Source organism: Streptomyces sp. NPDC030814, assembly GCF_055572155.1.
In genome coordinates, this window is record NZ_JBVIDX010000003.1 from 614,775 (window position 1) to 640,776 (window position 26,002).

General features: G+C 71.4%; 23 protein-coding genes and 2 pseudogenes. 17 read left to right on the forward strand and 8 right to left on the reverse strand.

The window, feature by feature from the left end; translation table 11 throughout:
- Positions 1-131 precede the first annotated feature (131 nt).
- The 3 genes and pseudogenes from ACZ43N_RS09585 to ACZ43N_RS09595 all read left to right on the forward strand — a co-directional run bounded on the left by ACZ43N_RS09585 (position 132) and on the right by ACZ43N_RS09595 (position 3,645).
- Positions 132-1,715, forward strand: coding sequence for a TROVE domain-containing protein (locus ACZ43N_RS09585; protein WP_468096251.1), 1,584 nt, complete (start codon positions 132-134; stop codon positions 1,713-1,715).
- A 104-nt stretch (positions 1,716-1,819) separates the two neighbouring features.
- Positions 1,820-2,458, forward strand: a pseudogene (locus ACZ43N_RS09590) (GntR family transcriptional regulator); the annotation flags it as partial.
- Between the two features lie 167 nt (positions 2,459-2,625).
- Entirely contained in the window at positions 2,626-3,645 is a 1,020-nt protein-coding gene (locus ACZ43N_RS09595; protein ID WP_468096252.1) for a 1-aminocyclopropane-1-carboxylate deaminase, read from the forward strand.
- An 84-nt stretch (positions 3,646-3,729) separates the two neighbouring features.
- On the opposite strand, the gene ACZ43N_RS09600 is transcribed toward ACZ43N_RS09595, so the two are convergent.
- The 8 genes from ACZ43N_RS09600 to ACZ43N_RS09635 form a co-directional block, all read right to left on the reverse strand.
- Positions 3,730-4,959: a TerD family protein gene (locus ACZ43N_RS09600; protein WP_468096474.1), complete on the reverse strand. Its 1,230-nt coding sequence runs from the start codon at positions 4,957-4,959 to the stop codon at positions 3,730-3,732.
- 73 nt (positions 4,960-5,032) lie between these two features.
- On the reverse strand, positions 5,033-5,266 hold the full coding sequence (locus ACZ43N_RS09605) for a hypothetical protein (protein WP_468096254.1): 234 nt from the start codon (positions 5,264-5,266) through the stop codon (positions 5,033-5,035).
- Between the two features lie 70 nt (positions 5,267-5,336).
- The gene (locus ACZ43N_RS09610; protein WP_468096255.1) at positions 5,337-6,326 is read right to left on the reverse strand and encodes a zinc-dependent alcohol dehydrogenase family protein; all 990 of its coding nucleotides are present in this window, start codon (positions 6,324-6,326) and stop codon (positions 5,337-5,339) included.
- The gene (locus tag ACZ43N_RS09615; protein WP_468096257.1) at positions 6,323-7,147 is read right to left on the reverse strand and encodes a carbohydrate ABC transporter permease; all 825 of its coding nucleotides are present in this window, start codon (positions 7,145-7,147) and stop codon (positions 6,323-6,325) included. Before ACZ43N_RS09615 ends, ACZ43N_RS09610 begins: the two co-directional genes overlap by 4 nt.
- Positions 7,144-8,082 (reverse strand): carbohydrate ABC transporter permease, encoded by a 939-nt coding sequence (locus ACZ43N_RS09620; protein ID WP_468096258.1) that lies wholly within the window; start codon positions 8,080-8,082, stop codon positions 7,144-7,146. Before ACZ43N_RS09620 ends, ACZ43N_RS09615 begins: the two co-directional genes overlap by 4 nt.
- A complete protein-coding gene (locus ACZ43N_RS09625) occupies positions 8,079-9,449 on the reverse strand; it encodes an ABC transporter substrate-binding protein (RefSeq protein WP_468096259.1) in 1,371 nt (456 codons plus the stop codon). Before ACZ43N_RS09625 ends, ACZ43N_RS09620 begins: the two co-directional genes overlap by 4 nt.
- An 80-nt stretch (positions 9,450-9,529) precedes the next feature.
- Positions 9,530-10,300, reverse strand: coding sequence for a DeoR/GlpR family DNA-binding transcription regulator (locus ACZ43N_RS09630; protein WP_468096261.1), 771 nt, complete (start codon positions 10,298-10,300; stop codon positions 9,530-9,532).
- Between the two features lie 283 nt (positions 10,301-10,583).
- Positions 10,584-11,408, reverse strand: coding sequence for an NAD-dependent epimerase/dehydratase family protein (locus ACZ43N_RS09635; RefSeq protein WP_468096263.1), 825 nt, complete (start codon positions 11,406-11,408; stop codon positions 10,584-10,586).
- Between the two features lie 215 nt (positions 11,409-11,623).
- On the opposite strand from ACZ43N_RS09635, the gene ACZ43N_RS09640 reads away from it, so the two are divergent.
- The 14 genes and pseudogenes from ACZ43N_RS09640 to ACZ43N_RS09705 all read left to right on the forward strand — a co-directional run bounded on the left by ACZ43N_RS09640 (position 11,624) and on the right by ACZ43N_RS09705 (position 25,960).
- A complete protein-coding gene (locus ACZ43N_RS09640) occupies positions 11,624-12,592 on the forward strand; it encodes a 5-dehydro-4-deoxyglucarate dehydratase (protein ID WP_468096265.1) in 969 nt (322 codons plus the stop codon).
- On the forward strand, positions 12,589-13,764 hold the full coding sequence (locus ACZ43N_RS09645; protein ID WP_468096267.1) for a hypothetical protein: 1,176 nt from the start codon (positions 12,589-12,591) through the stop codon (positions 13,762-13,764). Before ACZ43N_RS09640 ends, ACZ43N_RS09645 begins: the two co-directional genes overlap by 4 nt.
- Before the next feature lie 314 nt (positions 13,765-14,078).
- Positions 14,079-14,684 (forward strand): TIGR03086 family metal-binding protein, encoded by a 606-nt coding sequence (locus tag ACZ43N_RS09650; protein WP_468096269.1) that lies wholly within the window; start codon positions 14,079-14,081, stop codon positions 14,682-14,684.
- Between the two features lie 66 nt (positions 14,685-14,750).
- Positions 14,751-15,500, forward strand: coding sequence for an MBL fold metallo-hydrolase (locus tag ACZ43N_RS09655; protein ID WP_468096271.1), 750 nt, complete (start codon positions 14,751-14,753; stop codon positions 15,498-15,500).
- 171 nt (positions 15,501-15,671) lie between these two features.
- Positions 15,672-16,382: a GntR family transcriptional regulator gene (locus tag ACZ43N_RS09660; protein WP_468096273.1), complete on the forward strand. Its 711-nt coding sequence runs from the start codon at positions 15,672-15,674 to the stop codon at positions 16,380-16,382.
- Positions 16,383-16,453: 71 nt separating this feature from the next.
- Positions 16,454-17,365 (forward strand): dihydrodipicolinate synthase family protein, encoded by a 912-nt coding sequence (locus tag ACZ43N_RS09665; RefSeq protein WP_468096275.1) that lies wholly within the window; start codon positions 16,454-16,456, stop codon positions 17,363-17,365.
- Positions 17,362-19,083 carry an L-arabinonate dehydratase gene (gene araD, locus ACZ43N_RS09670; protein WP_468096276.1) on the forward strand — a complete coding sequence of 574 codons (1,722 nt, stop codon included), beginning with the start codon at positions 17,362-17,364 and terminating at the stop codon, positions 19,081-19,083. Before ACZ43N_RS09665 ends, araD begins: the two co-directional genes overlap by 4 nt.
- Before the next feature lie 190 nt (positions 19,084-19,273).
- On the forward strand, positions 19,274-20,206 hold the full coding sequence (locus tag ACZ43N_RS09675) for a carbohydrate ABC transporter permease (RefSeq protein WP_468096277.1): 933 nt from the start codon (positions 19,274-19,276) through the stop codon (positions 20,204-20,206).
- Positions 20,203-21,105 (forward strand): carbohydrate ABC transporter permease, encoded by a 903-nt coding sequence (locus ACZ43N_RS09680; RefSeq protein WP_468096278.1) that lies wholly within the window; start codon positions 20,203-20,205, stop codon positions 21,103-21,105. The genes ACZ43N_RS09675 and ACZ43N_RS09680 overlap by 4 nt, the downstream gene beginning before the upstream one ends.
- Positions 21,102-21,755, forward strand: coding sequence for a pectate lyase family protein (locus ACZ43N_RS09685; protein ID WP_468096279.1), 654 nt, complete (start codon positions 21,102-21,104; stop codon positions 21,753-21,755). Before ACZ43N_RS09680 ends, ACZ43N_RS09685 begins: the two co-directional genes overlap by 4 nt.
- Positions 21,752-22,930: a Gfo/Idh/MocA family protein gene (locus ACZ43N_RS09690; RefSeq protein WP_468096281.1), complete on the forward strand. Its 1,179-nt coding sequence runs from the start codon at positions 21,752-21,754 to the stop codon at positions 22,928-22,930. Before ACZ43N_RS09685 ends, ACZ43N_RS09690 begins: the two co-directional genes overlap by 4 nt.
- Entirely contained in the window at positions 22,930-23,775 is an 846-nt protein-coding gene (locus ACZ43N_RS09695) for a DUF6807 domain-containing protein (protein WP_468096282.1), read from the forward strand. The genes ACZ43N_RS09690 and ACZ43N_RS09695 overlap by 1 nt, the downstream gene beginning before the upstream one ends.
- Positions 23,776-23,792: 17 nt before the next feature.
- Positions 23,793-24,194 (forward strand): annotated as a pseudogene (locus ACZ43N_RS09700) (beta-xylosidase family glycoside hydrolase); the annotation flags it as partial.
- A 422-nt stretch (positions 24,195-24,616) separates the two neighbouring features.
- Positions 24,617-25,960 (forward strand): ABC transporter substrate-binding protein, encoded by a 1,344-nt coding sequence (locus ACZ43N_RS09705; RefSeq protein WP_468096283.1) that lies wholly within the window; start codon positions 24,617-24,619, stop codon positions 25,958-25,960.
- The last annotated feature ends 42 nt before the right edge of the window (positions 25,961-26,002 follow it).

Below are 26,002 nucleotides of genomic sequence, written 5' to 3' on the forward strand. Positions count from 1 at the left end.
CGATGTGGCGGAATGGCAGACGCGCCTGTTATAGGGCCGCCGCCGACCTCGATCTCGGGCACCCTCCTTCTGCCGCGCCTCCCTCCGAAAAAAGTACGCACAACGTGCGGAGGAATTCGGGGGAATTCACCATGGCGCGGTTCAACAGCAAGAGCACCCGGGCGCGGCCCACCTCGCGCGTCACCTCGACGGGACGCGTGCTCCGCACCCACCAGGGCGGTCGCGGCCAGGAGCGGGACGAGCGCTCGGAGCTGTTCCTGCTCTCGATCGCCAACTTCGTCGCCCAGAAGACGTTCTACGAGTCCGGCGAGGACCGCGACGACCGGTTCGCCGCGCTCGTCCGCCGCCTCGCCGTCACCGACCCGGAGTGGACGGCCGGCCTGCTCAGCTGGCTGCGCGGCGAGGGCAGCCTCCGTACGGCCTCCCTCGTGGGCGCCGCCGAGTACGTGAAGGCCCGGCTCGACGCCGGCGTCACCCACGGCCCGACCAACCGCCAGGTCATCGACTCGGTGCTGCGGCGCCCGGACGAGCCCGGCGAGCTGCTCGCGTACTGGACCTCCCGGTACGGCCGCGCCCTTCCCAAGCCCGTGAAGCGGGGTGTCGCCGACGCTGTACGACGCCTCTACCACCCTCGGTCGCTGCTGAAGTACGACACCGCGTCCAAGGGCTACCGCTTCGGCGACATCCTCAACCTGGTGCATGCGGCGCCGGCCCCGGACAAGCCGTGGCAGGGCGACCTGTTCCAGTACGCCCTTGACCGGCGGCACAACCCGGACACCGCGGTCGTGCCCAAGTCGCTGCCCGTGCTCGCGGCCCACCGGGACCTGATGGCCCTGCGGCCCGCCAAGCGCCGCAAGGTCGTGACCGGCGCGGGCGGAGCCCAGCGGCTCGCGGACGCGGGCGTCACCTGGGAGGCGCTGGCCGGCTGGCTCCAGGGACCGATGGACAAGGCGGCCTGGGAGGCCGTCATCCCGTCCATGGGTGCCATGGCCCTGGTCCGGAACCTGCGCAACTTCGACGAGGCGGGCGTCTGCGACGAGGTCGCGGGCCGGGTGGCGGCGAAGATCAGTGACCCGGCCGAGGTCGCACGGTCCCGGCAGTTCCCGTTCCGCTACCTCGCCGCGTACCGGCACGCGCCGTCGCTGCGCTGGGCGTACCCGCTGGAGCAGGCGCTCGGTCACTCGCTGACCAATGTGCCCGCACTGCCCGGCCGGACCCTGGTCCTGGTCGACCGCTCGGGCTCGATGTTCTACTCGCGGCTGACCGACCGTTCGTCCCTCACGTACGCGGACGCGGCGGCGATCTTCGGCACGGCGCTGGCGCTGCGGGCGGCGGACGCGGATCTCGTCGAGTTCGGCACCACGAGCCGGCCGGTGTCGTTCCGCAAGGGCGAGTCGGTGCTGAAGATCCTGGAGCGTTTCGGCGACCTCGGCGGTACCAACACCACCGAGGCGGTGCGCGCGCACTACCGCAAGCACGACCGGGTGCTGATCGTCACCGACGAGCAGGCCGCCTACAGCCACCACGGAGACCCGACCGCCCAGGTCCCGGCCGACGTGCCGGTCTACACCTGGAACCTCGCCGGCCACCGGGCGGGCCACGGCCCCTCCGGCATGGCGAACCGCCACACCTTCGGCGGCCTCTCGGACGCGGCGTTCCGGATGGTCCCGCTGCTGGAGGCGGCGCGGGACGCCGACTGGCCGTGGAGCGGATGACGACGAGGTGAAGGTGTGACGACGCAGTGAGTGTGGCCCGTACCAGCCGAGGTGCGAGCCACGCTCTTGTTCGCGGCCCGAACTGACATCTAACATTTCAGTCCATGGAGGCCATACGACCGGTGAGCCGCACCCTGCTGAGGGACCGCGCCTACCTCGCCATCCGGGACGCCATCGTGGCCGGGGAGATCGAACCAGGCGCCGTGGTGCGGGACGCCGAGTTCGCGGAGCTGCTGGGGCTGTCCCGCGCGCCGGTGCGGGAGGCCTTCTCGCGGCTGGTGGACGAGGGGCTGCTGGAGAGCAAACCGCAGAGCTATACACGGGTGACGCCCGTCGTGGCCGCCGATGTGCGCGACGCCGCCGCCGTGGTCGGCGCGATGCACGAGCTGGTCACACGGGTCGCCGTGCCCCGGCTGTTCGCGGCCGACGTGGAGACGATGCGGTCGGCCAACGCGCGGTTCGCGACCGCCGTCCACGGGGGTGATGTCGACGCCGCGCTGGACGCCGACGACGAACTGCACGACGTCCTCGTCCGGGTGAGCGGCAACCGCGCGGCCGCCGCGACCATCGCCCGCTACACCCCGCTCATCCGCCGGCTGGAGCGACGCCGCTTCGGCGAGGGCGGCAACTGCCGCTCGGCCGGGCTGCACGACCGGTTGATCGAGGCCTGCGCGGCCGGTGACACGGACGGGGCGGTCGCCGTCACCGCGGAGATCTGGCGCGGACTGGCGGCTCTCGCCGACGAACCGGACGAAGCCGGGGCCGGCCCCGCCGCCGAGGCCCAGGGGGCGTCCGGCGCCGGAGTCGAGGCCGTTCCCGCCGCCGCATCCGAAGGCGGACCCTCCGCCGAAGCCGCCGTCGAAGCCGAAGAGCCCGCCACCGGCGTGGACCACTGACCCCGGGAGGACCCGTGTCCCTTGCTTCCTACGAGCGCTACCCGCTCCTCTTCGGGCCCTCGCCGGTGCACCGGCTGGAACGCCTGACCGCCCACCTCGACGGCGCCTCCCTCTGGGCCAAGCGGGAGGACTGCAACTCCGGCATCGCCTACGGCGGCAACAAGACCCGCAAGCTGGAGTACCTCGTCGCCGACGCACTCGCCCAGGGCTGCGACACCCTGGTCTCCATCGGCGGAGTGCAGTCCAACCACACCCGCCAGGTCGCCGCCGTCGCCGCCCGCGCCGGACTCAAGTGCGTCCTTGTGCAGGAGAGCTGGGTGGAGTGGCCCGACGCCGTCTACGACAAGGTCGGCAACATTCTGATCAGCCGGCTCGCCGGCGCCGAGGTGCGGCTCGTGCAGGCCGGGTTCGGCATCGGCTTCAAGGAGAGCTGGGAGCTGGCCCTCAGGGAGGTCGAGGAGTCGGGCGGCAAGCCTTACGCCATCCCGGCCGGCGCCTCCGACCACCCCCTCGGCGGCCTCGGCTTCGCCGCATGGGCCTACGAGGTCGCCGAGCAGGAGCGGGACCTGGGCGTCTTCTTCGACACGGTCATCGTCTGCTCGGTCACCGGCTCCACCCAGGCCGGTATGGTCGCCGGCTTCGCCGCCCTGGAGGAGGCCGGCGGACGGCCGCGCCGGGTCCTCGGCATCGACGCCTCCGCCAAGCCGGACACCACCCGCGCCCAGATCGCGCGCATCGCCCACAACACCGGTCAACTCATCGGCGTCAAGCGCGAGTTGGCCGAGGCGGACGTGGAACTGGACGAGCGCTACCACGCCGGGATCTACGGCGTCCCCGACGACACCACCCTCGTCGCGATGCAGCTCGCCGCCCGCACCGAGGGCATGATCACCGACCCCGTCTACGAGGGGAAGTCGATGGCCGGGATGATCGACCTCGTCGAACGCGGCGAGATCGGCCGGGACTCGACCGTCCTCTACGCCCACCTCGGTGGCCAGCCCGCGCTGAACGCGTACAGCGGCGTCATCCAGTGACGAGGTGACGAGGTGACGAAAGGAGGGGCGGATCCGGCTGGTCCCGATCCGCCCCTCCTCGTTCCCGTCCCCGTTGCCGGTGGGTCAGAGCGCCTGGGCCGCCGGCTTCACCATGCCCCTGACCGTGCGGGACTTCACGAAGTCACCCATGGCCGTCATCTCCCACTCGCCGGAGAACTGGCGGATCAGCTTGGCCATCATCACACCCGTCTGGGCTTCGGCGTTGGTGAGGTCGAAGCGGACGAGTTCCTCGCCGGTGGCGGCGTCCAGGAGGCGGCAGTAGGCCTTGGCGACCTCGGTGAACTTCTGGCCGGAGAAGGAGTTGACCGTGAAGACCAGGCCGGTGACCTCCTGGGGGAGCCGGCCGAGGTCGACGGTGATGACCTCGTCGTCGCCCCCGCCCTCACCGGTGAGGTTGTCGCCGGAGTGGCGGATGGCGCCGCCCACGATGGTCAGCTTGCCGAAGTAGCAGCTGTCGATGTGGTTGCGCTGCGGACCGTACGCGATCACCGACGCGTCCAGGTCGATGTCCTTGCCCCGGTACGCCGGCTCCCAGCCGAGGCCCATCTTGACCTGAGACAGCAGCGGGCGGCCGCCCTTGACCAGGGACACCGTCTGGTTCTTCTGCAGGCTGACCCGGCCCTTGTCCAGGTTGATCTTCCCGGTGCCCGGAGCGGGAGGAGCCGGCGGGGCGGGCGGCGCCGGGGGCGCGGCCGGTGCCGTGGCGGGCGGTGCCGGAGGGGACACGGGAGTGTGCAGGGTGGGGGCCGGCGGAGCCAAGGGCTGGGCCGGGGTCACGGGCTGGGCAGGGGCCTGGGCGGGCTCCTCCACCGTGACGCCGAAGTCCGTCGCGATGCCGGCCAGGCCGTTGGCGTACCCCTGGCCGACGGCTCGGGCCTTCCACGCGCCGTTGCGCAGATAGATCTCCACGATCACCAGGGCCGTCTCCGTGCCGAGCTGCGGCGGGGTGAACATGGCGATCACCGAGCCGTCGGCGGCGTTGCGGAGGGTGGCGGTGGGTTCGATGCCCTGGAAGGTCTGGCCGGCCGCGTCCGGGCTGGCCGTGATGACGATCTTCTCGATGCCCGGGGGGAGGGCCGTGGTGTCGACCGTGATCGAGTCGGGGGTCGTACCGCCGCCCGAGCGGTACGTCACGCCCGGGCCGCTCGGCTGGTTGTAGAAGATGAAGTCGTCGTCCGAGCGCACCTTGCCGTCGGCGGTGAGCAGCAGGCCCGATACGTCGAGCCGCACGGGGGCGGAGACGTCCACCGCGACACGGGGGGCGGGCAGCGGGATGTTCGAGCCGGGGGTCATAGCTGTCATACGGGGTGAACGATTCAGGCCGCTTTACCGTTCCCTTACCCAGCGGGCCGGGCGGCCGTTCGGGTCAGCGGGGTTGCCGGCGTCGGTTGCGGGGGTGCTCCCGGGCGGTGCGTTCGTTGCCCCGTCGGTAGTTCCCGGTCCAGCGGGCCATGACCAGCTGCGGGTCGCCCGCCGTCACCTCGGCGAGGAAACGGTCGGCACGTGGGCCGCGCAGCGTGGTGGCCGCGCGGCCGTGATGGTCGATCGTCACCGTGCGGTCGGAGTGCTCGGTGTAGGTGAATCCCTGCGGGCGTGGCATGTGCAGGATGGTAGGGGCGGAAGGCAGGGGCGCCCCAGTGAATATCGGTCAGTGAGGTGCCCGCCCACCGCTACGGCACCACGACGATCTTCCGGCCCAACCCCGACGCGAACTGGTCCAGAGCCTCGGGGTACCGGTCCAGCGGCACCCGGTCGCTGATGAAGACGTCCGGGTCGAGCACCCCGTTCGCGAAGAGTTCCGCCGCGCGTTCGAAGCTGTGGAGGACCGCCATCGAGCCGGTGATGGTGATCTCCTGGTTGTAGACGCGGTACGGGTCGATCGTGACCCGGGTCGCGTAGTCGGCCACCCCGAACTGGAGGAAGGTGCCCGCCTTCGCCACCCGGTCCAGGCCGTCCTGGATCGCGGCCGCGTTGCCGGTGGCGTCCACCACCAGGTCCCAGCCCTGCGGCCGCTCCAGCTCGTCGGGGTTCGCGGCCGCCCCCGAGACACCCAGTCGCCGTGCCGTCTCCAGCCGCGCCGGGTTCACGTCCACGACGTCCACGCTGGCCGCGCCGGTCCGCTTGGCCAGCTCCAGCATCATCAGGCCCATCGTTCCCGAGCCGTAGATCAGCACATGTGCGCCGAGACGCGACCTGAGCACGTCGTAGCCGCGTACCGCGCAGGACAGCGGCTCCACCAGCGCCGCGTCCTGGGTGCGCACATGGTCCGGCAGCTTCACGCAGTTCGCCACGGGTGCCACCGCGTACTCCGCGGCGCCGCCGGGCGTCGTGACCCCGATCGCGGCCCACCGTTCACAGAGGTTGTTGTGGCCGGTACGGCAGTAGCGGCACTCGTGGCAGTACAGGGACGGGTCCACCGCCACCCGGTCGCCGGCCGCCAGCTCGGTGACCCGGGCGCCCACTTCCACGACCTCGCCCGCGAACTCGTGGCCCGGCACGATCGGCAGCTCGGGGGCGAACTCGCCCTGGAGGATGTGCAGGTCGGTGCCGCACAGGCCGCACGCGGCGACCCGGACGACGACCTCGCGGGGGCCCGGTGCCGGGTCCGGGACCTCGGCGACGACGGCCTTGCCCACGGACTCGATGACGGCGGCCTTCATTTGACGGCTCCCAAGGACAGGCCCTGGACCAGTTTGTCCTGGGCGGCGAACCCCGCGGCGAGCACCGGCAGGGAGATGACGAGGGACGCGGCGCACACCTTCGCCAGGAACAGGCCCTGGCTGGTGATGAAGCCGGTCAGGAAGACGGGGGCGGTCTCGGCCACGACACCCGTCAGCACCCTCGCGAAGAGCAGCTCGTTCCAGCTGAAGATGAAGCAGATCAGTGCGGTGGCGGCGATCCCCGGGGCGGCGATCGGCGCCACCACCCGGGCCAGCACCGTCGGCAGGCGGGCGCCGTCCAGGTGGGCCGCCTCGATCACCGCGACCGGCACCTCCGCGAGGAAGGACTGCATCATCCACACGGCGATCGGCAGGTTCATGGAGGTGTGGAGGAGGACCAGCAGCCAGATGTTGTCGAGGAGCCCCGCGTTCTTCGCGAAAAGGTAGATGGGGAGCAGGCCCGCCACCACCGGCAGCATCTTGGTGGAGAGGAAGAAGAACAGGACGTCCGTCCACTTGCGCACGGGGCGGATCGACAGGGCGTACGCCGCCGGGAGGGCCAGCAGCAGGACGAGCAGGGTCGAGGCCAGGGACGCCACCGTGGAGTTGATCAGGGCGGGCCAGGGGCTCGCCCCGCCGTCCACGCCGAAGAACTCGCGGTAGCCGTCCAGGGTCAGCGCGGCAGCGAAGGACGGCGGGTTGGTCGCCGCGTCGGACTCCGCATGCAGGGACGTCAGCGCCATCCAGGCGATGGGCAGGAAGAAGACGACCCCGGCGAACCAGGCCAGCAGACCGGGGCCCCTGCGTCGCAGCGTGTTCATGACCGCCCCGCCTCCTCGCGGAACAGCGACGAGACCACGCGCAGCGCGAACGTCGCGATGATGAGCGAACCGATGACGACCAGGACGCCGGCCGCCGAGGCGAGGCCGTTCTCATGGGCCTGGTAGAAGGTCTGGTAGATGGTGTACGGGAGGTTCGCCGTGCCCAGGCCGCCGGAGGTGATCGTGAAGACGGCGTCGAAGTTCTGGACGATGTGGATGGAGCCCAGCAGGGCTCCCAGTTCCAGGTAGCGGCGCAGGTGCGGCAGGGTCAGATGGCGGAAGACCTGCCAGTCGCTCGCGCCGTCGACGCGGGCCGCCTCGATCTGCTGGTGGTCGCGGGACTGCAGGCCCGCCAGCAGGATCAGCATCATGAACGGCGTCCACTGCCACACCAGCGAGGCCTCCACCGCGAGCAGTGGCGTCCTGGAGATCCAGTCCGGCTGCGGACCGCCCACGGCGTGCAGCAGGCCGTTGAACAGGCCGTACTCCGGGTTGTAGAGGACGTGCTTCCACAGCAGGGCCGCCGCCACCGGGACCATCAGGAACGGGGCGATGAGCAGGGTGCGGACGAGGCCCCGGCCGCGGAACCTCCGGTCGAGCAGCAGCGCCAGCAGCAGCCCCAGGACCAGGCCGGCCAGGACCACGGCGACCGTCAGCAGGATCGTCGTCCACACCGAGCGGCGCAGCTCGGGGTCGGTGAGGACCTCGCCGTAGTTGGCGAGGCCGGCGAAGCTCCGGGCGTCGGGGTAGAGGGAGTTCCAGTCGAAGAAGGAGATCAGCAGCGTGGCCACGAAGGGAAGCTGGGTCACGGTGATCATGAAGACGAGGGCGGGGAGGAGCGGGGCGCGGGTCGCCCAGGCGCGCAGCCGGGCGTTCGGCCGGCTCTGGGTACGTACGGGTGTCGCCGCCCTCGGCGCTGTGGTGGTCGTGGTCATCGTCCCTCGTACTCCTCGGAGATCTGCTCGGCGAGCGCCTGCGCCTTCCTCAGGGCCGACTCCACGGACTGGCGTCCGGCGATGGCCGCGCTGATCTCCAGGGAGACCTTGGTGCCGAGATCGGTGAACTCGGGGATGCCGACGAACTGGATGCCGGGCGCGGGCCGCGGCTGCACCCCGGGGTCGGCGGGCCGGGCGCCCTCGATGGCCTCGCGGGTCATCTCCTGGAAGGCGGCGGCCTCCGCGCGGTAGTCGGGGTTCGCGTAGGTCGACTCCCGCTTGCCGGCGGGTACGTTGGACCAGCCGATCCGGTCGCCGACCAGCTCCTCGTACTCCTTGCTGGACGCCCAGGAGACGAACTTCCAGGCCTTGTCGGGGTTGCGGGAGGCTTTCTGGATGCCCCAGGCCCAGGTGTAGAGCCAGCCGGAGGACTCGGCCCGCTCGACCGGCGCCGGTGCGTAGCCGATGTTCCCCTTCACGGGGGAGTCGTCGGCCTCCAGGGAACCGGCGGCCGAGGTGGCGTCGTACCACATGGCGACCTTGCCCTGGGTCATGTTGTTCAGGCACTCGGCGAAGCCGGACTGGGCGGCGCCGGACTCGCCGTGCCTGCGGACGAGGTCGACGTAGAACCGGGTCGCCCGCTCGAACTCGGGGGAGTCCAGGCGCGCCTTCCAGTCCTTGTCGAACCAGGTGCCGCCGAAGGTGTTCACGACCGTGGTCAGGGGGGCCATGACCTCGCCCCAGCCGGGCAGGCCACGCAGACAGATGCCCCTCATGCCGGGCTCGGCGCCGTCCGCCTCCGCCGCGAGCCCGGCGACCTGCCGCCAGGTGGGGCGGTCCGGCATGGTGAGCCCCTGCTCGGCGAACACGTCCTTGCGGTACATCAGGAAGGACGACTCGCCGTAGAACGGCTGCCCGTAGAGCCTGCCGTCGTCGCCGGTCAGCGACTGGCGCATCGGTTTCAGGATGTCCCCGGCGTCGAACGCGGGATCCTTCTCGACGTACGGGTCCATGTCCTCCAGCCAGCCGTTCCTGGCATAGATCGGTATCTCGTAGTTGCTCAGGGTCGCCACGTCGTACTGGCCGGCCTGGTTGGCGAAGTCCTGACTGATCTTGTCGCGGACGTCGTTCTCCGGCAGGACCGTGAAGTTCACCTCGATGCCGGTCTCCTCGGTGAAGTGCGCGGCTGTGAGCTTTCGCAGCTCCTGCATCTGGGGGTTGTTGACCATCAGTACGTTGATGGCGTCGCCGCCGGATCCCGCCCCGCCCGCTCCGGCCCAGCAGCCGGAGAGAAGCGGGGCGAGCAGCGTCCCTGCGGCGACCGCGGCGAGTGCTGCGCGCGGCCTCCGTCGGCTCGGGATTCGCATGGATCGCTCCTGGACGTATGGGGAGACAAGGGGTGCTTCGAGGCGTGGAGGTGCCGGGGGAGTGGGTCGGGTGGGAGAAGTCAGATGCGGATGACCTGGGGGCCCAGCAGGGCGTACCGGTGGGCTTCCGCCGTGGACAGTGAGGTGCTCGTGACGATCGCGTCCAGGTCGCTCACCTCGGCGAACCGGCAGAAGCTGACCGCGCCGAACTTGGTGTGGACGCCGGTGAAGACGGTGCGCCGGGAGGCGCGGATGGCCTGGGCCTTGACCTCGCTGACGGCCGGGTCGGGGGTGGTGAGCCCATGGTCGCGGGTGATGCCGTTGGCGCCGATGTACGCCAGGTCGATGACGAAGCCGGCGAGCATCTTCGTCGTCCAGTGGTCGACGGTCGCGAGGGTGCCGGGCCGCACCCGGCCGCCGAGCAGCAGCACGGTCGTGTTGCCGGCCTCGGCGAGCGCGCCCGCGGTGGCGAGGGAGGCGGTGACCACGGTCAGCGGCCGGTCGCGGGGCAGGGCCTCGGCGATGAGCTGCGGGGTGAAGCCCTCGTCGACGAAGACGGTCTCCGCGTCCCCGAGCAGCTCGGCCGCCGCGGCGGCGATCCGGCGCTTCTCGGGGACGTGGCTGGTGGCGCGGAAGGCGAGCGTCGTCTCGAACCCGGCGCTCTCCACGGGATACGCGCCGCCGTGCGTACGCCGTACCAGCCCGTGCTCCTCCAGGGCGCGCAGATCACGCCGTACGGTCTCCTTCGCCACGCCCAGGTCGGCGGCGAGTCCGGCGACGTCCACGGAGCCCGTGCGGCGGGCGGCCCTGACGATCTCGCGCTGCCTCTCCTCCGCGCTCATGGCCGACACCCGCTCTCCCTCGCCGTCGTACTGCCCGTTCGGGCCCGTTCGGGACCTCGGTGCCAGTTCTACAGGGGGTGCGTGGCGCTGACCAGGCTTGTTACGCGCCCGATGATGCCCGTCCCTGCCCGTTTCGACGGCGGCTGCCCGCCGCGGACCTGGGGCAAAGGTGCGATCGGGCAGCGGGCGTGCCCGCATACGGCGGCGGGCGGGCCCGTTCGGTGCCCGCACGCCGCTCTCGTCCGTCGCACGGCCCTCGTTTTCCGTACGACGGGCGACCTCGGCCGCCGCGTCAGTGCGGCCAGATCGGCGGCGCGCTCACGAAGTGGCCGCCCAGGCGGGCGTGCGCCTCGTTGTCGGGGTCGAGTTCGCCCTGCTCGGCGATGAGTTTGCCTGCGTACGGCTCGGAGTCGTCCTGCGGCTCGTAGCCCAGCGCGCGGGCGGTGGACAGGTCCCACCACAGACGGGTGTTGGCGGAGGAGCCGTAGACCACGGTGTGGCCGACGTGCTCGGCGGTCAGGGCCGCGTGGAAGAGCCGGGCGCCGTCGGCCGGGCTCATCCAGATCGAGAGCATGCGCACACTGGTCGGCTCGGGGAAGCAGGAGCCGATCCGCACGGACACCGTCTCCAGGCCGTACTTGTCCCAGTAGAACTGGGCGAGGTCTTCGCCGAAGGACTTGGACAGGCCGTAGAAGGTGTCGGGGCGGCGCGGGGTGTCGACCGGGATCAGCTCGCTCGGATCAAGCGGCGTGTCGCCCCTCGGGCGGGGCGTGAAGCCCACGGCGTGGTTGGAAGAGGCGAAGACCATGCGCGGGACGCCCTCCTGGCGGGCGGCCTCGTACAGGTTGTAGGTGCCCTCGATATTGGCCCTGAGGATCTTCTCGAAGGGGGCTTCCAGTGAGATGCCCGCGAGGTGGATGATCGCGTCGACGCCCCGTACGGCCTCCCGCAGGGCCTCCTTGTCGGCGAGGTCGGCGGTGATCGCGTCCGGCTCGCCCTCGACGGGGCGCAGGTCGAGGAGGCGCAACCGGTAGCCGTGGGCCGGGAGGAGTTCCCGCATCAGGGTGCCGAGACCACCGGCGGCGCCGGTGAGCAGAACGGTGCGGGGAGCGGGCATCCTCGGGTCTCCTTGCCTCGCCATTCGTACATATGGGCGTCCAGTATTCACATTCGTGGAAACGCTAGGGAGTGGGGGTCCGGTGCGTCAAGGATGCCGCCGGTGTGGGCCAAGGGCGTGAATTGGCTGGTGTGGCGGGGGTTGACGAGCTTGACCGCCCAGGTGGGGGCGCCCTAGCGTGACGTCGTTCAGAGATGTAGACACTGATCAGCGACATGGACTTGGGAGAGCCCGTGACGTCAGCCTCGCTCGCCGCTCGACTCAGTGTCCCGACCGGGCCGCTGTTCTTCCCCGTCACCGCGTACGGCCCGGACGGCCGGATCGACCCCGACGTCCTGCGCGCGCACGTACGTCGTGGCGTCGAGGCCGGGGCCGCCGCCGTCTTCGCCTGCTGTGGCACCGGGGAGTTCCACGCGCTCACCCCCGAGGAGTTCCAGGAGTGCGTCCGGGCTGCCGTGACGGAGACCGCCGGACGGGTGCCCGTCGTCGCCGGCACCGGTTACGGGACCGCGCTCGCCGAGCGCTACGCGCGGCTCGCCGCGGAGGCCGGCGCCGACGGACTGCTCGCCCTGCCGCCCTACCTCGTCGTCGCCGCCCAGGAAGGACTCCTGCGGCACTACCGCCGGCTGGCCGCCGCGACCGCGCTCCCCGTGATCGTCTACCAGCGTGACAACGCCGTCCTCACTCCTGACACGGTCGTCGAACTGGCCCGCACCGAGGGCATCGTCGGTCTCAAGGACGGAGTGGGCGACCTCGACCTGATGCAGCGGATCGTGAGCACGGTACGCGGGGAGGCGCCGGGCGACTTCCTCTACTTCAACGGACTGCCGACCGCCGAACTGACCCAGCCCGCCTACCGGGGCGTCGGCGTCACCCTGTACTCGTCGGCCGTCTTCTGCTTCGCCCCGGAGATCGCCCAGGCGTTCCACCGGGCGCTCGACACGGGCGACGGCACGACCGTGCAACGGCTGCTGGACGGTTTCTACCGCCCCTTCGTCGAACTCCGGGCCCAAGGACGCGGCTATGCCGTGTCACTGGTGAAGGCCGGGGTACGGCTACGGGGGCTGGACGTGGGTGAGGTACGGCCGCCGCTGCACGAGCCGGCGGAGGAACACGTCAAACGGCTGGGCCAGTTGATCGAGCGCGGATACGCGCTGCTGGAGGAGTGTCAGGAGGGCAAGTGAAGGCGTCTACGTTCGTCTACCCGTGGGACGTCAACGGGGATCCGGCCGCCGCGGAACGCATCGCGGAGCTCGGTGTGCGGCAGGTGACGCTCGCCTCCGCCTACCACTCCACCCGCGCGCTCACCCCGCGCCACCCCCGGCACCGCGTCGTCACCGCCGAGCACGCGGCCGTGCTGTACCCGCCGGGTGAACGCTGGGAGGGGCGGACCCTGCGGCCGTACCCGGCGGGGCAGTGGGCACCCGGCGACGCGTTCGGGGAGGCCGCCGGGGCGCTGGCCGCCGCCGGCCTCGAGGTGCACACGTGGGTGGTCCTCGCCCACAACTCCCGGCTCGGCGCGGAGCACCCGTCGACCTCCGTGGTCAACGCGTACGGCGACCGGTACCCGTGGGCGCCGTGCATCGCCCAGCCGGAGATCCGCGAGTACCTCGTCGACCTGGCGGCGGAGGCCGCGGCCCGGCCGGGCTCATGCGGTACCGAGCTGGAGTCGCTCGGCTGGTACGGCCTCCAGCACCTGCACGCCCACGACAAGACGGGCGGGGTCGGGCTCGGGGACGCCGGGCAGTACCTGATGGCGCTCTGCTTCTGCCCGACCTGCCGTGCCGGGTACGCCGACGCCGGACTGGACCCGGACGCGCTGGCCGCGGCCGTGCGGGACGCGCTGGAACCACTGTGGCGGGGCGAGCCGGTCGACGAGGGGTGGCCGGCGGTCGAGAAGCTCCTCGGCGCGCACTGGGCGGCGGGGACGCGGGTGTGGCGCGACGCGGTCGCCCGCTCCTTCCAGGAAGCCGCCGTCACGGCGGTGCGGGCCGCCGCGCCCGAGGGGTTCCAGGTGCTGCTGCACGCGGACCCCGTGACGTACCACTGCGGGGCGAACCCCGGGGTCGACCCCGCGCACATCCTGGACGTGGCGGACGGCGTCGTCGTCCCGTGCGCGGGCGGGCCGGGACTGATTCCCGCGTTCGCGGAGGTCGGCGCGGAGGGGGCGGTGCTGGCCGCCAACCTCGGCGTCGTGTCGGGGATGGGGGGCAGTCCGGGGACGCTGGGCGCGGACGCCCGGCGGGCGGCGGAGCTGGGGGCGACGGAGATCCGGCTGTACCACGCGGGTCTGGCATCGGACCAGGACCTGACGGCGGTGCGGGAGGGGTTGACTGCTGTGCCGGGCGCCCTGTAGCCGGGAGTCGTCGGCGGGCGCGGGTGGGTGGGGGTTGTTCACGCCCACGCGGCGGAGCCGCATGTGTCACCGCCCCGCGCCCCTGAAAAGCGACCGGGGCTGCGCCCCGTGGCTTTCCGGATGAAGGGCGGGCCGCAGGCCCGTCCCGTCAGGGGCGCGGGGAACTGCGCGAGAAACCACAAGCCACCCGCACCCGCCAACACCACCCGCACCCCCCCTCCCGGATGGCGCCCTGCTTCCGCGATGAGTTTTCCCCTTCACGTCGGTCTACCGAAAAGAGGCGCACACCCTCGACCGACCCGAAGGAGCCCCGGATGACCGTCGACGACACCGACCCCACCACGACCCCCCTCGATCTCACCGCTCAGACCCGCGTCGTCGCCGCTCTCGCGCGGACCGTGGGGGACGAGCAGCTCTCCGGCCCGACCCCCTGCCCGGACTACGCCGTGCGCCACCTGCTCGGGCACCTGCTCGGTCTCTCCACCGCCTTCAGGGACGCCGGCCGCAAGGACCTGGGGCCCACGACGGACACCGACCCCGGCGCCTCCCTCCCCGACATCGGCCCCGACTGGCGCGAGGCCCTGCCCCGGGCGCTCGGCGAACTCGCGGAGGCCTGGCGAGACCCGGCCGCCTGGACCGGCGCCACCCGGGCGGGCGGGGTGCCGCTGCCGGGGCCCGTCGCCGGTGCCGTCGCCGTGAACGAGCTCATGGTGCACGGCTGGGACCTCGCCCGTGCCACCGGACAGCAGTACGAGCCGGACCCGGACGTCCTGGCCGCGTCCCACGCCTTCCTCGCCGCGTCGGTCGGTGACCCGAGCCGGGACAGTATTTTCGGCCCCGTCGTGCCCGTACCGGACGACGCGCCCCTCCTGGACCGCGCCATCGGCCTGAGCGGACGCGACCCGAACTGGAAGCCGTAGACGTTCCCCAGACAGAACACGCGAAATCCGGCGCACGCCCCCGCCCGCGTCCGTACGCTCCCCCACATGCCCCTGAGCCTCACCGTCCTCGGCACCGCCTCTCCGCACCCCCGGCCGGGCCGGCCCGCCTCCGGCTATCTGCTGCGCGGCGGGGGCGCGGAGATATGGGTGGACGCCGGATTCGGCACCTTCGCCGAGTTGCAGCGGCACACGGACCCCACGAGGCTCACGGCGATCTGGCTGTCCCATCTGCACGCCGACCACAGTGCCGATCTGCTCGCTGCCGCGTACGGCTTCGCGTACGGCGGCCTCACCCTGCCCGCGCCGATCCCCGTCTATGCGCCCGGCGGCTGCGCCCGGCGGGTCGCGGCCTTCTTCGGCCGGACGGACACCGCCTTCCTCAGCAGTGTGTTCGAGTTCCGCTCGCTGTACGACGGGCACACCGCCCGACACTGGAACCTCACCCTCACCGCGCGCGCCGTCGTGCACGACGCGGAGGCGTACGGGCTGCGCGCCGAGTGCCAGGGGCGGGTGTTCGCGTACTCCGGGGACAGCGGGCCGTGCGACGCGCTCACCCATCTGGCGGGCAGCGCCGACCTCTTCCTGTGCGAGGCGGACGTCGCGGCACATCGCGAAGGCGAACCCCGGGTGCATCTCACGCCGGAAGACGCCGGAACGTACGCCAAGGGAGCGAGCCGGCTTCTCGTCACGCATGTGGGGCCCACCCTGACCAGGGAGGAAGCCGCCGGACGTGCCGCCGCGGCGTTCGGCGGGCCCACCGAGAGCGCACGCGAGGGCGACACCACGGTCGTGTGACGGCAACCACCGATTCTTTTGCCGGAAGCATTGACGGAACACGAGCCCCCTCCTACCTTCAACGCGTCGTACTTCGTACGTCATATATGAGACGCGATACGCGAGATCAGTACGAGAGATGCCGGGACCGGCAGCTCGTCGGGGGATCTCCGTGACTCCGAGAGGCCGCGCATGACCTCTGTGCCCACGCCGATCCCGTCCCGCACGCAGTTCGTGCTGGAGGGGATCAAACACCGCATTCTGACCGGCCAGTTGACGCCGGGTCAGGCCCTGGTCGAGACCGAGCTGGCCGCGCAGTTCGGGGTGTCGAAGACCCCCGTGCGCGAGGCGCTGAAGACGCTGGCCGGTACCGGACTCGTCGTGATGAGCCAGTACAAGGGCGTCACGGTGCGCATGGTGGACGCGGACATGGCACGCGAGGTCTACGACGTACGGCTGCTCCTGGAGCCGGAGGCTCTGCGGCGCTCGGTGCGGCGCGGTGCCTCATGGGACGCGGCGAGCGACGCGCTGACCAGGGCCGACGCCGCCATGGACACCGCTGAACGCTCGCTCGCCAACCGGGAGTTCCACCGCGCGCTCTACGTTCCCTGCGGCAACCCGCTGCTCGGCCGGATGCTCGACGAGGTGCGCGACCAGGCCGCCCTGGTCTCCGCCGTCGCCTGGGCCGCCGACCCCTCGTGGGAGCGGGAGGCCGCCGAGCACCGGGAGATCCTGCGGCTCGCCCTCGACGGCGACGCCGACGGCGCGGCCGCCGCCCTGCACGCGCACATCGCCTCGTTCGTCGAGCGGGCCTTCCCCGAGGCCCGCGACGACGACGGGGGCCGGCACGTCGGCCGGACCCAGGGCGACCGCGAGACCCGCAGGCCCCGCACCGCCCAGTAAGCCCCCGAGTCCACGAGTCCCGCAGCCGCGCAGGCGACGGCCTCCGCAGTCCTCGCAGAGGAAGGTCATCCATGAGCAGCGTGACGTTCGAAACCCAACGGACGGCTCTGGCCGACGTGGTGGCCATCCCGGTGACTCCGTTCGCCGAGGACGGCACCGTCGACCAGGGCGCCCACCGGGCCCTGCTGCGTCGGCTGCTCGACGGGGGAATCACCACTCTCACCCCCAACGGCAACACGGGCGAGTTCTACGCGCTGACCCCCGAGGAGCGGCGCCTGGTCACCGAGCTGACCATGGACGAGGTCGGCGACCGCGCCGTGGTCCTGGTCGGAGTCGGACACGACATCCCGACCGCGGTCGCCTCCGCCGAGCACGCCCGTGCGGCAGGCGCCCAGATGGTGATGGTCCACCAGCCGGTCCACCCGTATGTCTCGCAGGGCGGCTGGGTCGACTACCACCGGGCGATCGCCGAGGCCGTGCCGGAGCTGGGCGTCGTGCCCTACATCCGCAACGCGCAGCTGTCCGGCGCCCGTCTCGCCGAACTCGCCGACGACTGCCCGAACGTGATCGGCGTGAAGTACGCGGTCCCGGACGCGGCGCGCTTCGCGGCCTTCGCCCGCGACGCCGGCCTGGACCGCTTCGTCTGGGTGGCCGGACTCGCCGAGCCGTACGCGCCCTCGTACTTCTCGGCGGGCGCGACCGGCTTCACCTCAGGGCTCGTCAACGTCGCCCCGGCCGTCTCGCTGAACATGATCGAAGCGCTTCGATCGGGCGACTATCCGGCCGCCATGAAGGTCTGGGAGCAGATCCGCCGTTTCGAGGAGCTGCGCGCCGCGAACGGCTCCGCCGACAACGTGACCGTGGTCAAGGAGGCCCTCGCCTCGCTCGGCCTGTGCCGCCGGGACGTCCGGGCGCCCAGCAGGCGACTTCCCGAGGGCGAGCGGGCCGAGGTCGCCTCCATCGCCGCGGGGTGGTCGGTATGAGGAAGCCGGAAGAGCTCCGCAGCCACCAGTGGTACGGCACCGACGGCCTGCGCTCCTTCAGCCACCGCGCCCGCACCCGTCAGCTCGGCTATCTGCCCGAGGAGCACCTGGGCAAGCCGGTCATCGCGATCCTGAACACCTGGTCGGACATCAACCCCTGCCACGTCCACCTCCGTGACCGCGCGCAGGCGGTCAAGCGGGGCGTGTGGCAGGCGGGCGGTTTCCCGCTGGAGTTCCCGGTCTCCACCCTCTCGGAGACCTTCCAGAAGCCGACCCCGATGCTCTACCGCAACATGCTCGCGATGGAGACCGAGGAACTGCTGCGCTCCTACCCGGTCGACGGGGCCGTGCTGATGGGCGGCTGCGACAAGTCCACGCCCGCCCTCCTGATGGGCGCCGCGAGCGTCGACCTGCCGACGGTGTTCGTGCCCGCCGGGCCCATGCTGCCGGGCCACTGGCGCAACGAGGTCCTGGGTTCCGGCACCGACATGTGGAAGTACTGGGACGACAAGCGCGCCGGGCTCATCGGCGACTGCGAGATGACCGAACTGGAGTCCGGCCTCGCCCGTTCGCCCGGTCACTGCATGACGATGGGCACGGCCTCCACGCTCACCGCCGCCGCCGAGGCCCTCGGCGTCACCGTCCCCGGCGCGTCGAGCATCCCGGCCGTCGACTCGGGGCACGACCGGATGGCCGCCAGGTCGGGGCTGCGGATCGTCGAACTGGTCCACAAGAACCGAAGGTTGAGCGACATCCTCACCGCCGACGCCTTCGAGGATGCCGTCACCACCGTCCTCGGACTCGGCGGCTCCACCAACGCGGTCATCCACCTCATCGCCATGGCCGGCCGCGCGGGCGTCAAGCTCACCCTGGACGACTTCGACCGCATCGCCCGTACGGTCCCGGTCCTGGCCGACGTCCGGCCCGGCGGCCAGAAGTACCTGATGGAGGACTTCCACTTCGCGGGGGGCCTGCCCGGCTTCCTGTCCCGGATCACCGACCTGCTGCACCTGGACCGGCCCACCGTCTCGTACGACACGCTGCGCGAGCAGCTCGACGGCGCGCTCGTCCACAACGACGACGTGATCCGCACCCGGGAGAATCCGGTCGCCGCCGAGGGCGGTGTCGCCGTCCTGCGCGGCAACCTCTGCCCGGACGGCGCGGTCATCAAGCACATCGCCGCCGAACGGCACCTGCTCAAGCACACCGGTCCCGCGGTCGTCTTCGACGACTACAAGACCATGCAGCGCACGCTCGACGACCCGTCGCTCGGCATCACCGCCGGCAGCGTCCTCGTCCTGCGCAACTCCGGCCCCAGGGGCGGCCCCGGCATGCCCGAGTACGGGATGCTGCCCATCCCCGACCATCTGCTGAAGCAGGGTGTACGGGACATGGTGCGGATCTCCGACGCCCGCATGAGCGGCACGAGTTACGGCGCCTGCGTGCTGCACGTCGCGCCGGAGTCGTACATCGGCGGCCCGCTCGCCCTGGTCCGCACCGGCGACCCGATCACCCTCGACGTCGAGGCGCGCACCCTCCATCTCCACGTGGACGACGAGGAACTCGAGCGCCGCCGAGCGGAGTGGACCCCGCCGCCCGTCCGCTACGAACGCGGCTACGGAGCCCTCTACAACGACCAGATCACCCAGGCCGACACCGGCTGTGACTTCGAGTTCCTGGCCAGACCGGGCAAGGTCCCGGACCCGTACGCCGGTTGAACAACCCGACCGACCCGAGCCCCAGGTCTTTCAGGGGCGCGGGGAACTGCGCGACAAGCCCGACGCACCCGCACCCGCCAACGCACCCCAAGAGGCACCCCGTACCGCGCACCCACGCACCCACGCACACCGAGAAAGCGCTTCCTGCGCGACAGCGCACCACGACGTACCCAGAAACGGAGCCACAGTCATGGCCCAAGCCGCAGCCGTGGCGAAACCCCGTACGCCACCCCGGCGGAGCCCCGCGCGGGGCCGTGCCTCGCTGCCCTACCTGCTGATCGCCCCGGCCGCCCTGCTCATGCTGGGCTTCATCGCCTACCCGGTCGTCAGCGTCTTCTACTACAGCCTGCAGCACTACAACCCCACCAAGCCCTGGCGTAACGGCTTCGCCGGCTTCGACAACTTCGTCCACGCCTTCACCGAGGACCCGCTGTTCTGGGACACCCTCGTCTTCAGCGCCAAGTGGGTGGTCGTCGAGGTCGGGCTCCAGCTGCTGTTCGGTCTGGTGCTCGCGCTGATCGTCAACCAGACGTTCGTCGGCCGGGCCCTCGGCCGCGCGCTCGTCTTCTCGCCGTGGGCCGTCTCCGGCGTCCTCACCTCCGTGATCTGGGTGCTGCTCTACAACTCCCAGACGGGCATCACCCGTTATCTCGCGGACATCGGCATCGGCGAGTACGGCACCAGCTGGCTCTCCGACACCTCCACCGTCTTCTCGGCGGCGGTCGTCGCCGACCTGTGGCGCGGTGTCCCCTTCTTCGCGATCCTCATCCTCGCCGACCTCCAGTCCATCTCGAAGGACCTCTACGAGGCCGCCGAGGTCGACGGCGCCGGCCGCGTCCGGCAGTTCTTCCACATCACGCTGCCGCACCTGAAGGACGCGATCATCCTCTCCACGCTGCTGCGCGCGGTGTGGGAGTTCAACAACGTCGACCTCCTGTACACCCTGACCGGCGGCGGACCCGCGGGGGAGACCACCACCCTCCCGCTGTACATCGCCAACACCTCGGTCGACGCCCACAACTTCGGCTACGCGTCCGCCCTGACCACGGTCGCGTTCGTGATCCTGCTCTTCTGCTCGATGGTCTATCTGCGGCTGAGCAAGTTCGGAGGCGAGTCCAAGTGATCACCAAGGACGCCGAGAAGGTCGCTCCGCCGACGCCCGCGCCGGCGGCCCCCGAGCCCCCGCAGCGGCCCCGCAAGCAGCACCGCGCCTGGGACGAGGTGCCCCGCCGGCAGATCTATCTGCCCCTGTCGGTCTACCTCGTCTTCACCCTCGTCCCCTTCTACTGGATCCTGCTGTTCGCGCTCCGCAAGCCCGGATCCACCTCGCTCGTGCCGTGGCCCATCACGTTCGAGCACTTCGAGAAGGTGTGGAACGAGCGCAGCTTCGGCACGTACTTCCTCAACAGCGTGCTCGTCGGGGTCGTCACCCTGCTGATGACCACGCTCGTCGCTCTCGCCGGCGGCTACGCCCTCGCCCGCTTCGACTTCAGGATCAAGCGCGGCTTCATGCTGGCGCTGCTGTGCTCCCAGTTCGTCCCGGGCGCGCTGCTCCTCGTGCCGCTGTTCCAGATCTTCGCCGAGCTACGGATGATCAACTCGCTCGGCAGCGTCATCCTCGCCGAGACGGTCTTCCAACTGCCGCTGTCGATCATCCTGATCAGCAACTTCATCAAGAATGTGCCGTACTCACTGGAGGAGGCGGCCTGGGTCGACGGCTGCAACCGGTTCACCGCGTTCCGCGTGGTCGTACTGCCGCTGCTGCGGCCCGGTCTGATCGCGGTGGGGTCCTTCGCCTTCGTGCACTCCTGGAACCACTTCCTGTTCGCGCTGATGTTCCTCAGCAACCAGGAGAAGCAGACCATCCCGGTCGGCCTGAACACCCTGCTCAGCGCCGACAGCGTCGACCTGGGCGCACTGGCCGCGGGCGGCATCATCGCCGCCGTACCCGTCGTCATCGTCTTCGCCTTCATCCAGAAGTGGCTGATCACCGGCTTCAGCGCGGGGGCGGTGAAGGGATGAGCAACCGCAGGAGAGGACCCTCCCTCGTGGCGCTCGCCGGGGCGGAGCCCCGCGACGCCGGCCGGGACACGCTCGCCGTGGACGACGGCTGGACCGCGGCCGGCGGTGGAACCACGGGGGGCTCCACCGCCGACCACGGCCATGTCTTCACCGTGCGCAACCGGAGCGAGCAGGTCCGGGCGCTCGACGGCGGCTGCGACACCCCCGAGATCATCCGCCTCACGGGGACGAACGACGCCGACACCGGTGACGACGGCGAGAAGCTCGACTGCGACCACGCCACCGGCGGCTACGACCTGAGGAAGTACCTCGCCGCGTACGACCCGCGCACGTGGGGCTCCGCGAGACCCAGCGGCCCCCAGGAGGAGGCCTGCCGGACGTCGGCGGCCCGGCAGGCCGAGCGCGCGGGCTTCGGGAGCGGTCTCGTGGGGCTGCCGGTGAGCGGGGCGTGGTGCGTGCGCCCGCACGGCGGAGGGGGGCCTGGACGCGGAGCTTCGGCAACCGACGACAACGCCGCAGGTGTGCGTGCCACGCCCCGCGCCCCGGGCGCGATCGGAACGACGGGCCCTAGCCTGCACCAGAAGATCGACAGCGCCGGGAGGGCCGACCGAGAGGTGGCACGCGGCGCGGGCGCAGGGAGGAACCGATGAACCACACCACCACGTACGACACCCCGATCCCGCTCGTCCTCGCGGGCGCCCGCGGCCACGGCCGCTGGCACCTGGAGAACATCCGCCGCCTGGCCGACAAGGGGATCGTCCGACTCGCCGGCATCTGCGAGCTGACCCCGTTGGGTGCCGACGAGATCCCGGCCGGGCTCGGCACCCCCGAGCAGTCCGCCGACTTCGGCGCGCTCCTCGACTCCACCGGCGCGGCGATCGCCGTGATCTGCACCCCGATCCCCACCCACACCGACCTGGCGCTGACCGCAGCCGAGCGGGGCGTGCACATTCTGCTGGAGAAGCCCCCGGCCCCGTCGTACGCGGAGTTCCGCCGGATGGCGGACGGGGTGGCCGCTGCCCAAGTCGTGTGCCAGATCGGCTTCCAGTCGCTGGGCTCGCACGCGGTGCCCGCCATCCGGAAGATGATCGCGGACGGGCTGATCGGCGAGGTCACCGGCATCAGCGGCGCCGGCGCCTGGGCCCGCGCCGAGGCGTACTACCGGCGCGCGCCCTGGGCGGGCAAGCGCCGCCTGGGCGGTGTCGACGTGATCGACGGTGCGCTCACCAACCCCCTCGCCCACGCCGTCGCCACCGGGCTCGCGCTCGGCGACGCCGGCCGCGCCGAGGACGTCACCGGCATCGAGACCGAACTGCTGCGGGCCAACGACATCGAGTCCGACGACACCTCCTGCGTCCGGATCACCACCGCCCGAGGCGGCCGGATCACCGTCGCGGCCACGCTGTGCGCGGAGAACCCCGACGAGCCGTACAACGTCGTCCACGGCACCAGCGGCCGGATCACCTTCTGGTACAAGCAGGACCGCGTGCTCGTCCAGCGGGCCGGCCACGGCCCCGAGGAGATCGAGTACGGCCGCACGGACCTGCTGGAGAACCTGGTCGACCACCTCGTCGACGGCGCCGACCTGCTGGTCCCGCCGGACACCACCGGCGCGTTCATGAAGGTCGTCGAGGCGATCCGCACCGCCCCCGACCCCCTCCCGCTCCCGGCCGGCGCCTGGCACCGGCTGCCCGAGGAGGACCGCCGGGTCGTCGACGGCATCGACGCCCTGGTCACGGCCGCCGCCGACACCCTCTGCCTCTACTCCGAACTGAAGGCGCCCTGGGCGCTCCCCGGCACACCGGCGAAAGAGGTGGGCACCTGATGACGACCGACGAGTCCCTCATCCTGCGGGTGGCGGGGCGTCCGGTGGGCCGTTGTCTCGTGCGGCCCGAAGTGCCGGCCCGCCTCTCGCCTCGCCCCTACCTCCATCCCGTCACCACCCTGTCCGGTACGGCGGTCACCGAGCTGAGCCCCGCCGACCACCTTCACCGCCTCGGCGTCGGTGCCGCCGTTCCCGACGCCGAGGTGCACACCTTCTGGGGCGGGCGGACCTACGTCCGCGACCGGGGCCCGACCGAGCTCGACCACCACGGCTCCCAGCGCCACATCGCCTTCCAGCTGCGTGACCCCGACGGCTTCGTCGAGGAACTGCGCTGGGTGGCGTCCGGCACCGAGCTGCTGCGCGAGCGCCGTACCGTCGCGGCCACCGAACTGACCGACCGCGCTCGGGCGTTGGACTTCACCTTCTCGCTCACCCACACCACCGGCGCGCCGGTCTCGATCGGCAGCCCCGCCACCAACGGACGCTCCGGCGCCGAGTACGGCGGCTTCTTCTGGCGGGCCCGCAAGGAGACCCGGCCCCCGCGCGTGTTCACCGCCGACACCGAGGGCGAGGCCGAGGTCCACGGCACCCGCGCCGACTGGCTCGCCCTCGCGGGCGACACCTGGACGCTCGTCTTCGCGGGGGCCACCGCCACCACCCGCCACGACCCCTGGTTCGTCCGCGTCGACGAGTACCCCGGCGTCGGCTCGTCCCTCGCCCACACCGAACGCCTGACCGTCGAGCCGGAGGGGACCGCCGTACGCCGGATCGTCACCGTCGTCGCGGACGGCACCCTCGACCGGGGCGAGGCGGCGGCTCTCGTCCGCAAGGCGGTGAGCCCGTGACCACCTCCGCGAGCGCACCCGCCGTGACCGAGGTGGAGCTGCGCCTCGACAGCGAGGAGCCGGGAGCGCGCGCCGGGCTCGCCGTGCTCGGGGACGCCTTCCGCTGGATCGGGCTCCAGCGGGACACCGACGGGAGCGTGCACCCCGTCCACCGGTTCGCCGAGGGGGAGCGGGACGCGCCTTTGCCGTGCCCGGCGCCCGAGGGGCGGGCCCGGCTGCGCATCGAGACGCGCGCCGGGGCACGCTGCCACTTCTCCTGCGACGTGGGGGACGGGTGGCGGTCCTCCGGCCAGGTCTTCGCCGCCACGCCCTGGCGCTGGGTCGGCGCCCCGCTCGGCCTCTTCGCGGTCGCACCCACCGGCGGGGGACACGCCGGCGCGGCCACCTTCACGAAGTTCAGGATCACCCCCTCCTCGTAAGCCGTAGGCCTGTTGGGAGCCGCAATGACGCACCTCCGCAGCAAGCGCTTGCCGACCTGGTCGGGGGCGAGCACGGGTGCGGGCCGGACCTTGGCGGCGGTCGCCGCCCTGCCGGGCTCGCTGGGGCTCGGAGCCGTCGGGAAGGACGCGCGGTTCTCGGAGTACCGCACCTACGGCCAGGGTGCCGGGGTAACCGCCGACCGCCCGCAGCTCCCGGCGCCCGACGCCCCCCACCCGCACGGTTGCCGCGTACCTCACCGGGGCGGACGGCTGCGCGCCGCACCTGCGGCGCGCCCGCCACTGAGTCCCGGCCCCCGGTGGCAGCACCGGCCCCCACAACCAGGAGCTTCGTTTCTCCCCCGCAAGCGGGAGGTACCCCCACCCCGGCCTGAAGGCCCGGGTATCCACGAAGGAAGGCCCCGATGAAGATCAGCAATCACAGAAGCAGGCGCGCCGCCCTGGCCGTCGCCCTGGGATCCGTCCTCGCCCTGACCGCCACCGCCTGCGGTGACGACGGCAGCGGGGCCGGCGGCGACAAGGGCTCCGAGGGCAGCGGCAAGGGCGAGATCGTCTTCTGGGACAACAACGGTGGTGTCCGCACCGACATCTGGAAGGAGATCATCGACGACTTCCAGAAGGCCAACCCGGACGTCAAGGTCGAGTACGTCGGCATCGCGGCCACCGAGTACCAGTCCAAGGTCGACACCGCCATCCAGGGCGGCGGTCTGCCGGACGTCGGCGGCGTGGGCGCGGCCATGGCCGCCGGGTTCGCCGCGCAGGGGGCGCTGGAACCGCTGGACGACCGGCTCTCCAAGTCCTCCCTGAGCGGCAGGCTGAACGAGGCGATGGTCGAGTCGCTGAGGTCCGCGGGCGGCGGCGAGGCCCTCTACTCGATCCCGACCTCCGCGAACAACGGCGTCCTCTACTACCGCACCGACCTGTTCAAGGCGGCCGGCCTCGACGAGCCGACCACCTGGGACAAGTTCTACAAGGCCGCCGAGAAGCTCACGGACAAGGACAAGAACGAGTTCGGCTACACCATCCGCGGCGGCGCCGGCTCCATCGCCCAGGCGCTGGACGCGATGTACGGGCAGTCCGGCATCACCTCGTTCTGGGACTCCAGCGGTGACAAGACCACCGTGAACGACCCGAAGAACGTGGCGGCGCTGGAGAAGTACGTCGGCCTCTACAAGAAGGTCACGCCCGCGGCCGACCTCAACAACGACTTCACCAAGATGGTCGCGCAGTTCGACTCCGGCACGATCGGCATGCTCAACCACAACCTGGGCTCCTACCAGGACCATGTGAAGGCGTTCGGCGACAGGTTCCGGGGCATCCCGCAGCCGATCGGCCCCGGCGGCAAGCGCGTCCAGGTCTCCAACCCGGTCGACGGGCTCGGGATGTTCAAGAGCTCGAAGAACAAGGAGGCCGCCTGGAAGTTCATCGAGTTCGCCATGTCGCACGAGGAGAACTCGAAGTTCAACGAGTCGGCGGGACAGGTGCCGGCGAACAACGACGCGGCCAAGGACGCGTGGATCCAGAAGGCCGAGCCGACGAAGCTGGCCGCCGCCGCGCTGACCGACGGGTCGACCACGATCGTGCAACTGCCGTACTACCTGCCGGACTGGAACACGATCTCGAAGGCCGACAACGAGCCGGCCTTCCAGAAGGTGATGGACGGGCAGACCAGCGCGAAGGAGTTCCTCGACTCACTGGCCGACCAGCTGAACAAGGCGCAGGCCGAATGGAACAAGCAGAAGGGCTGACGCTCCGCAGGCAGGCCGTACTTCGGCTGCCGGTCGTTTCGG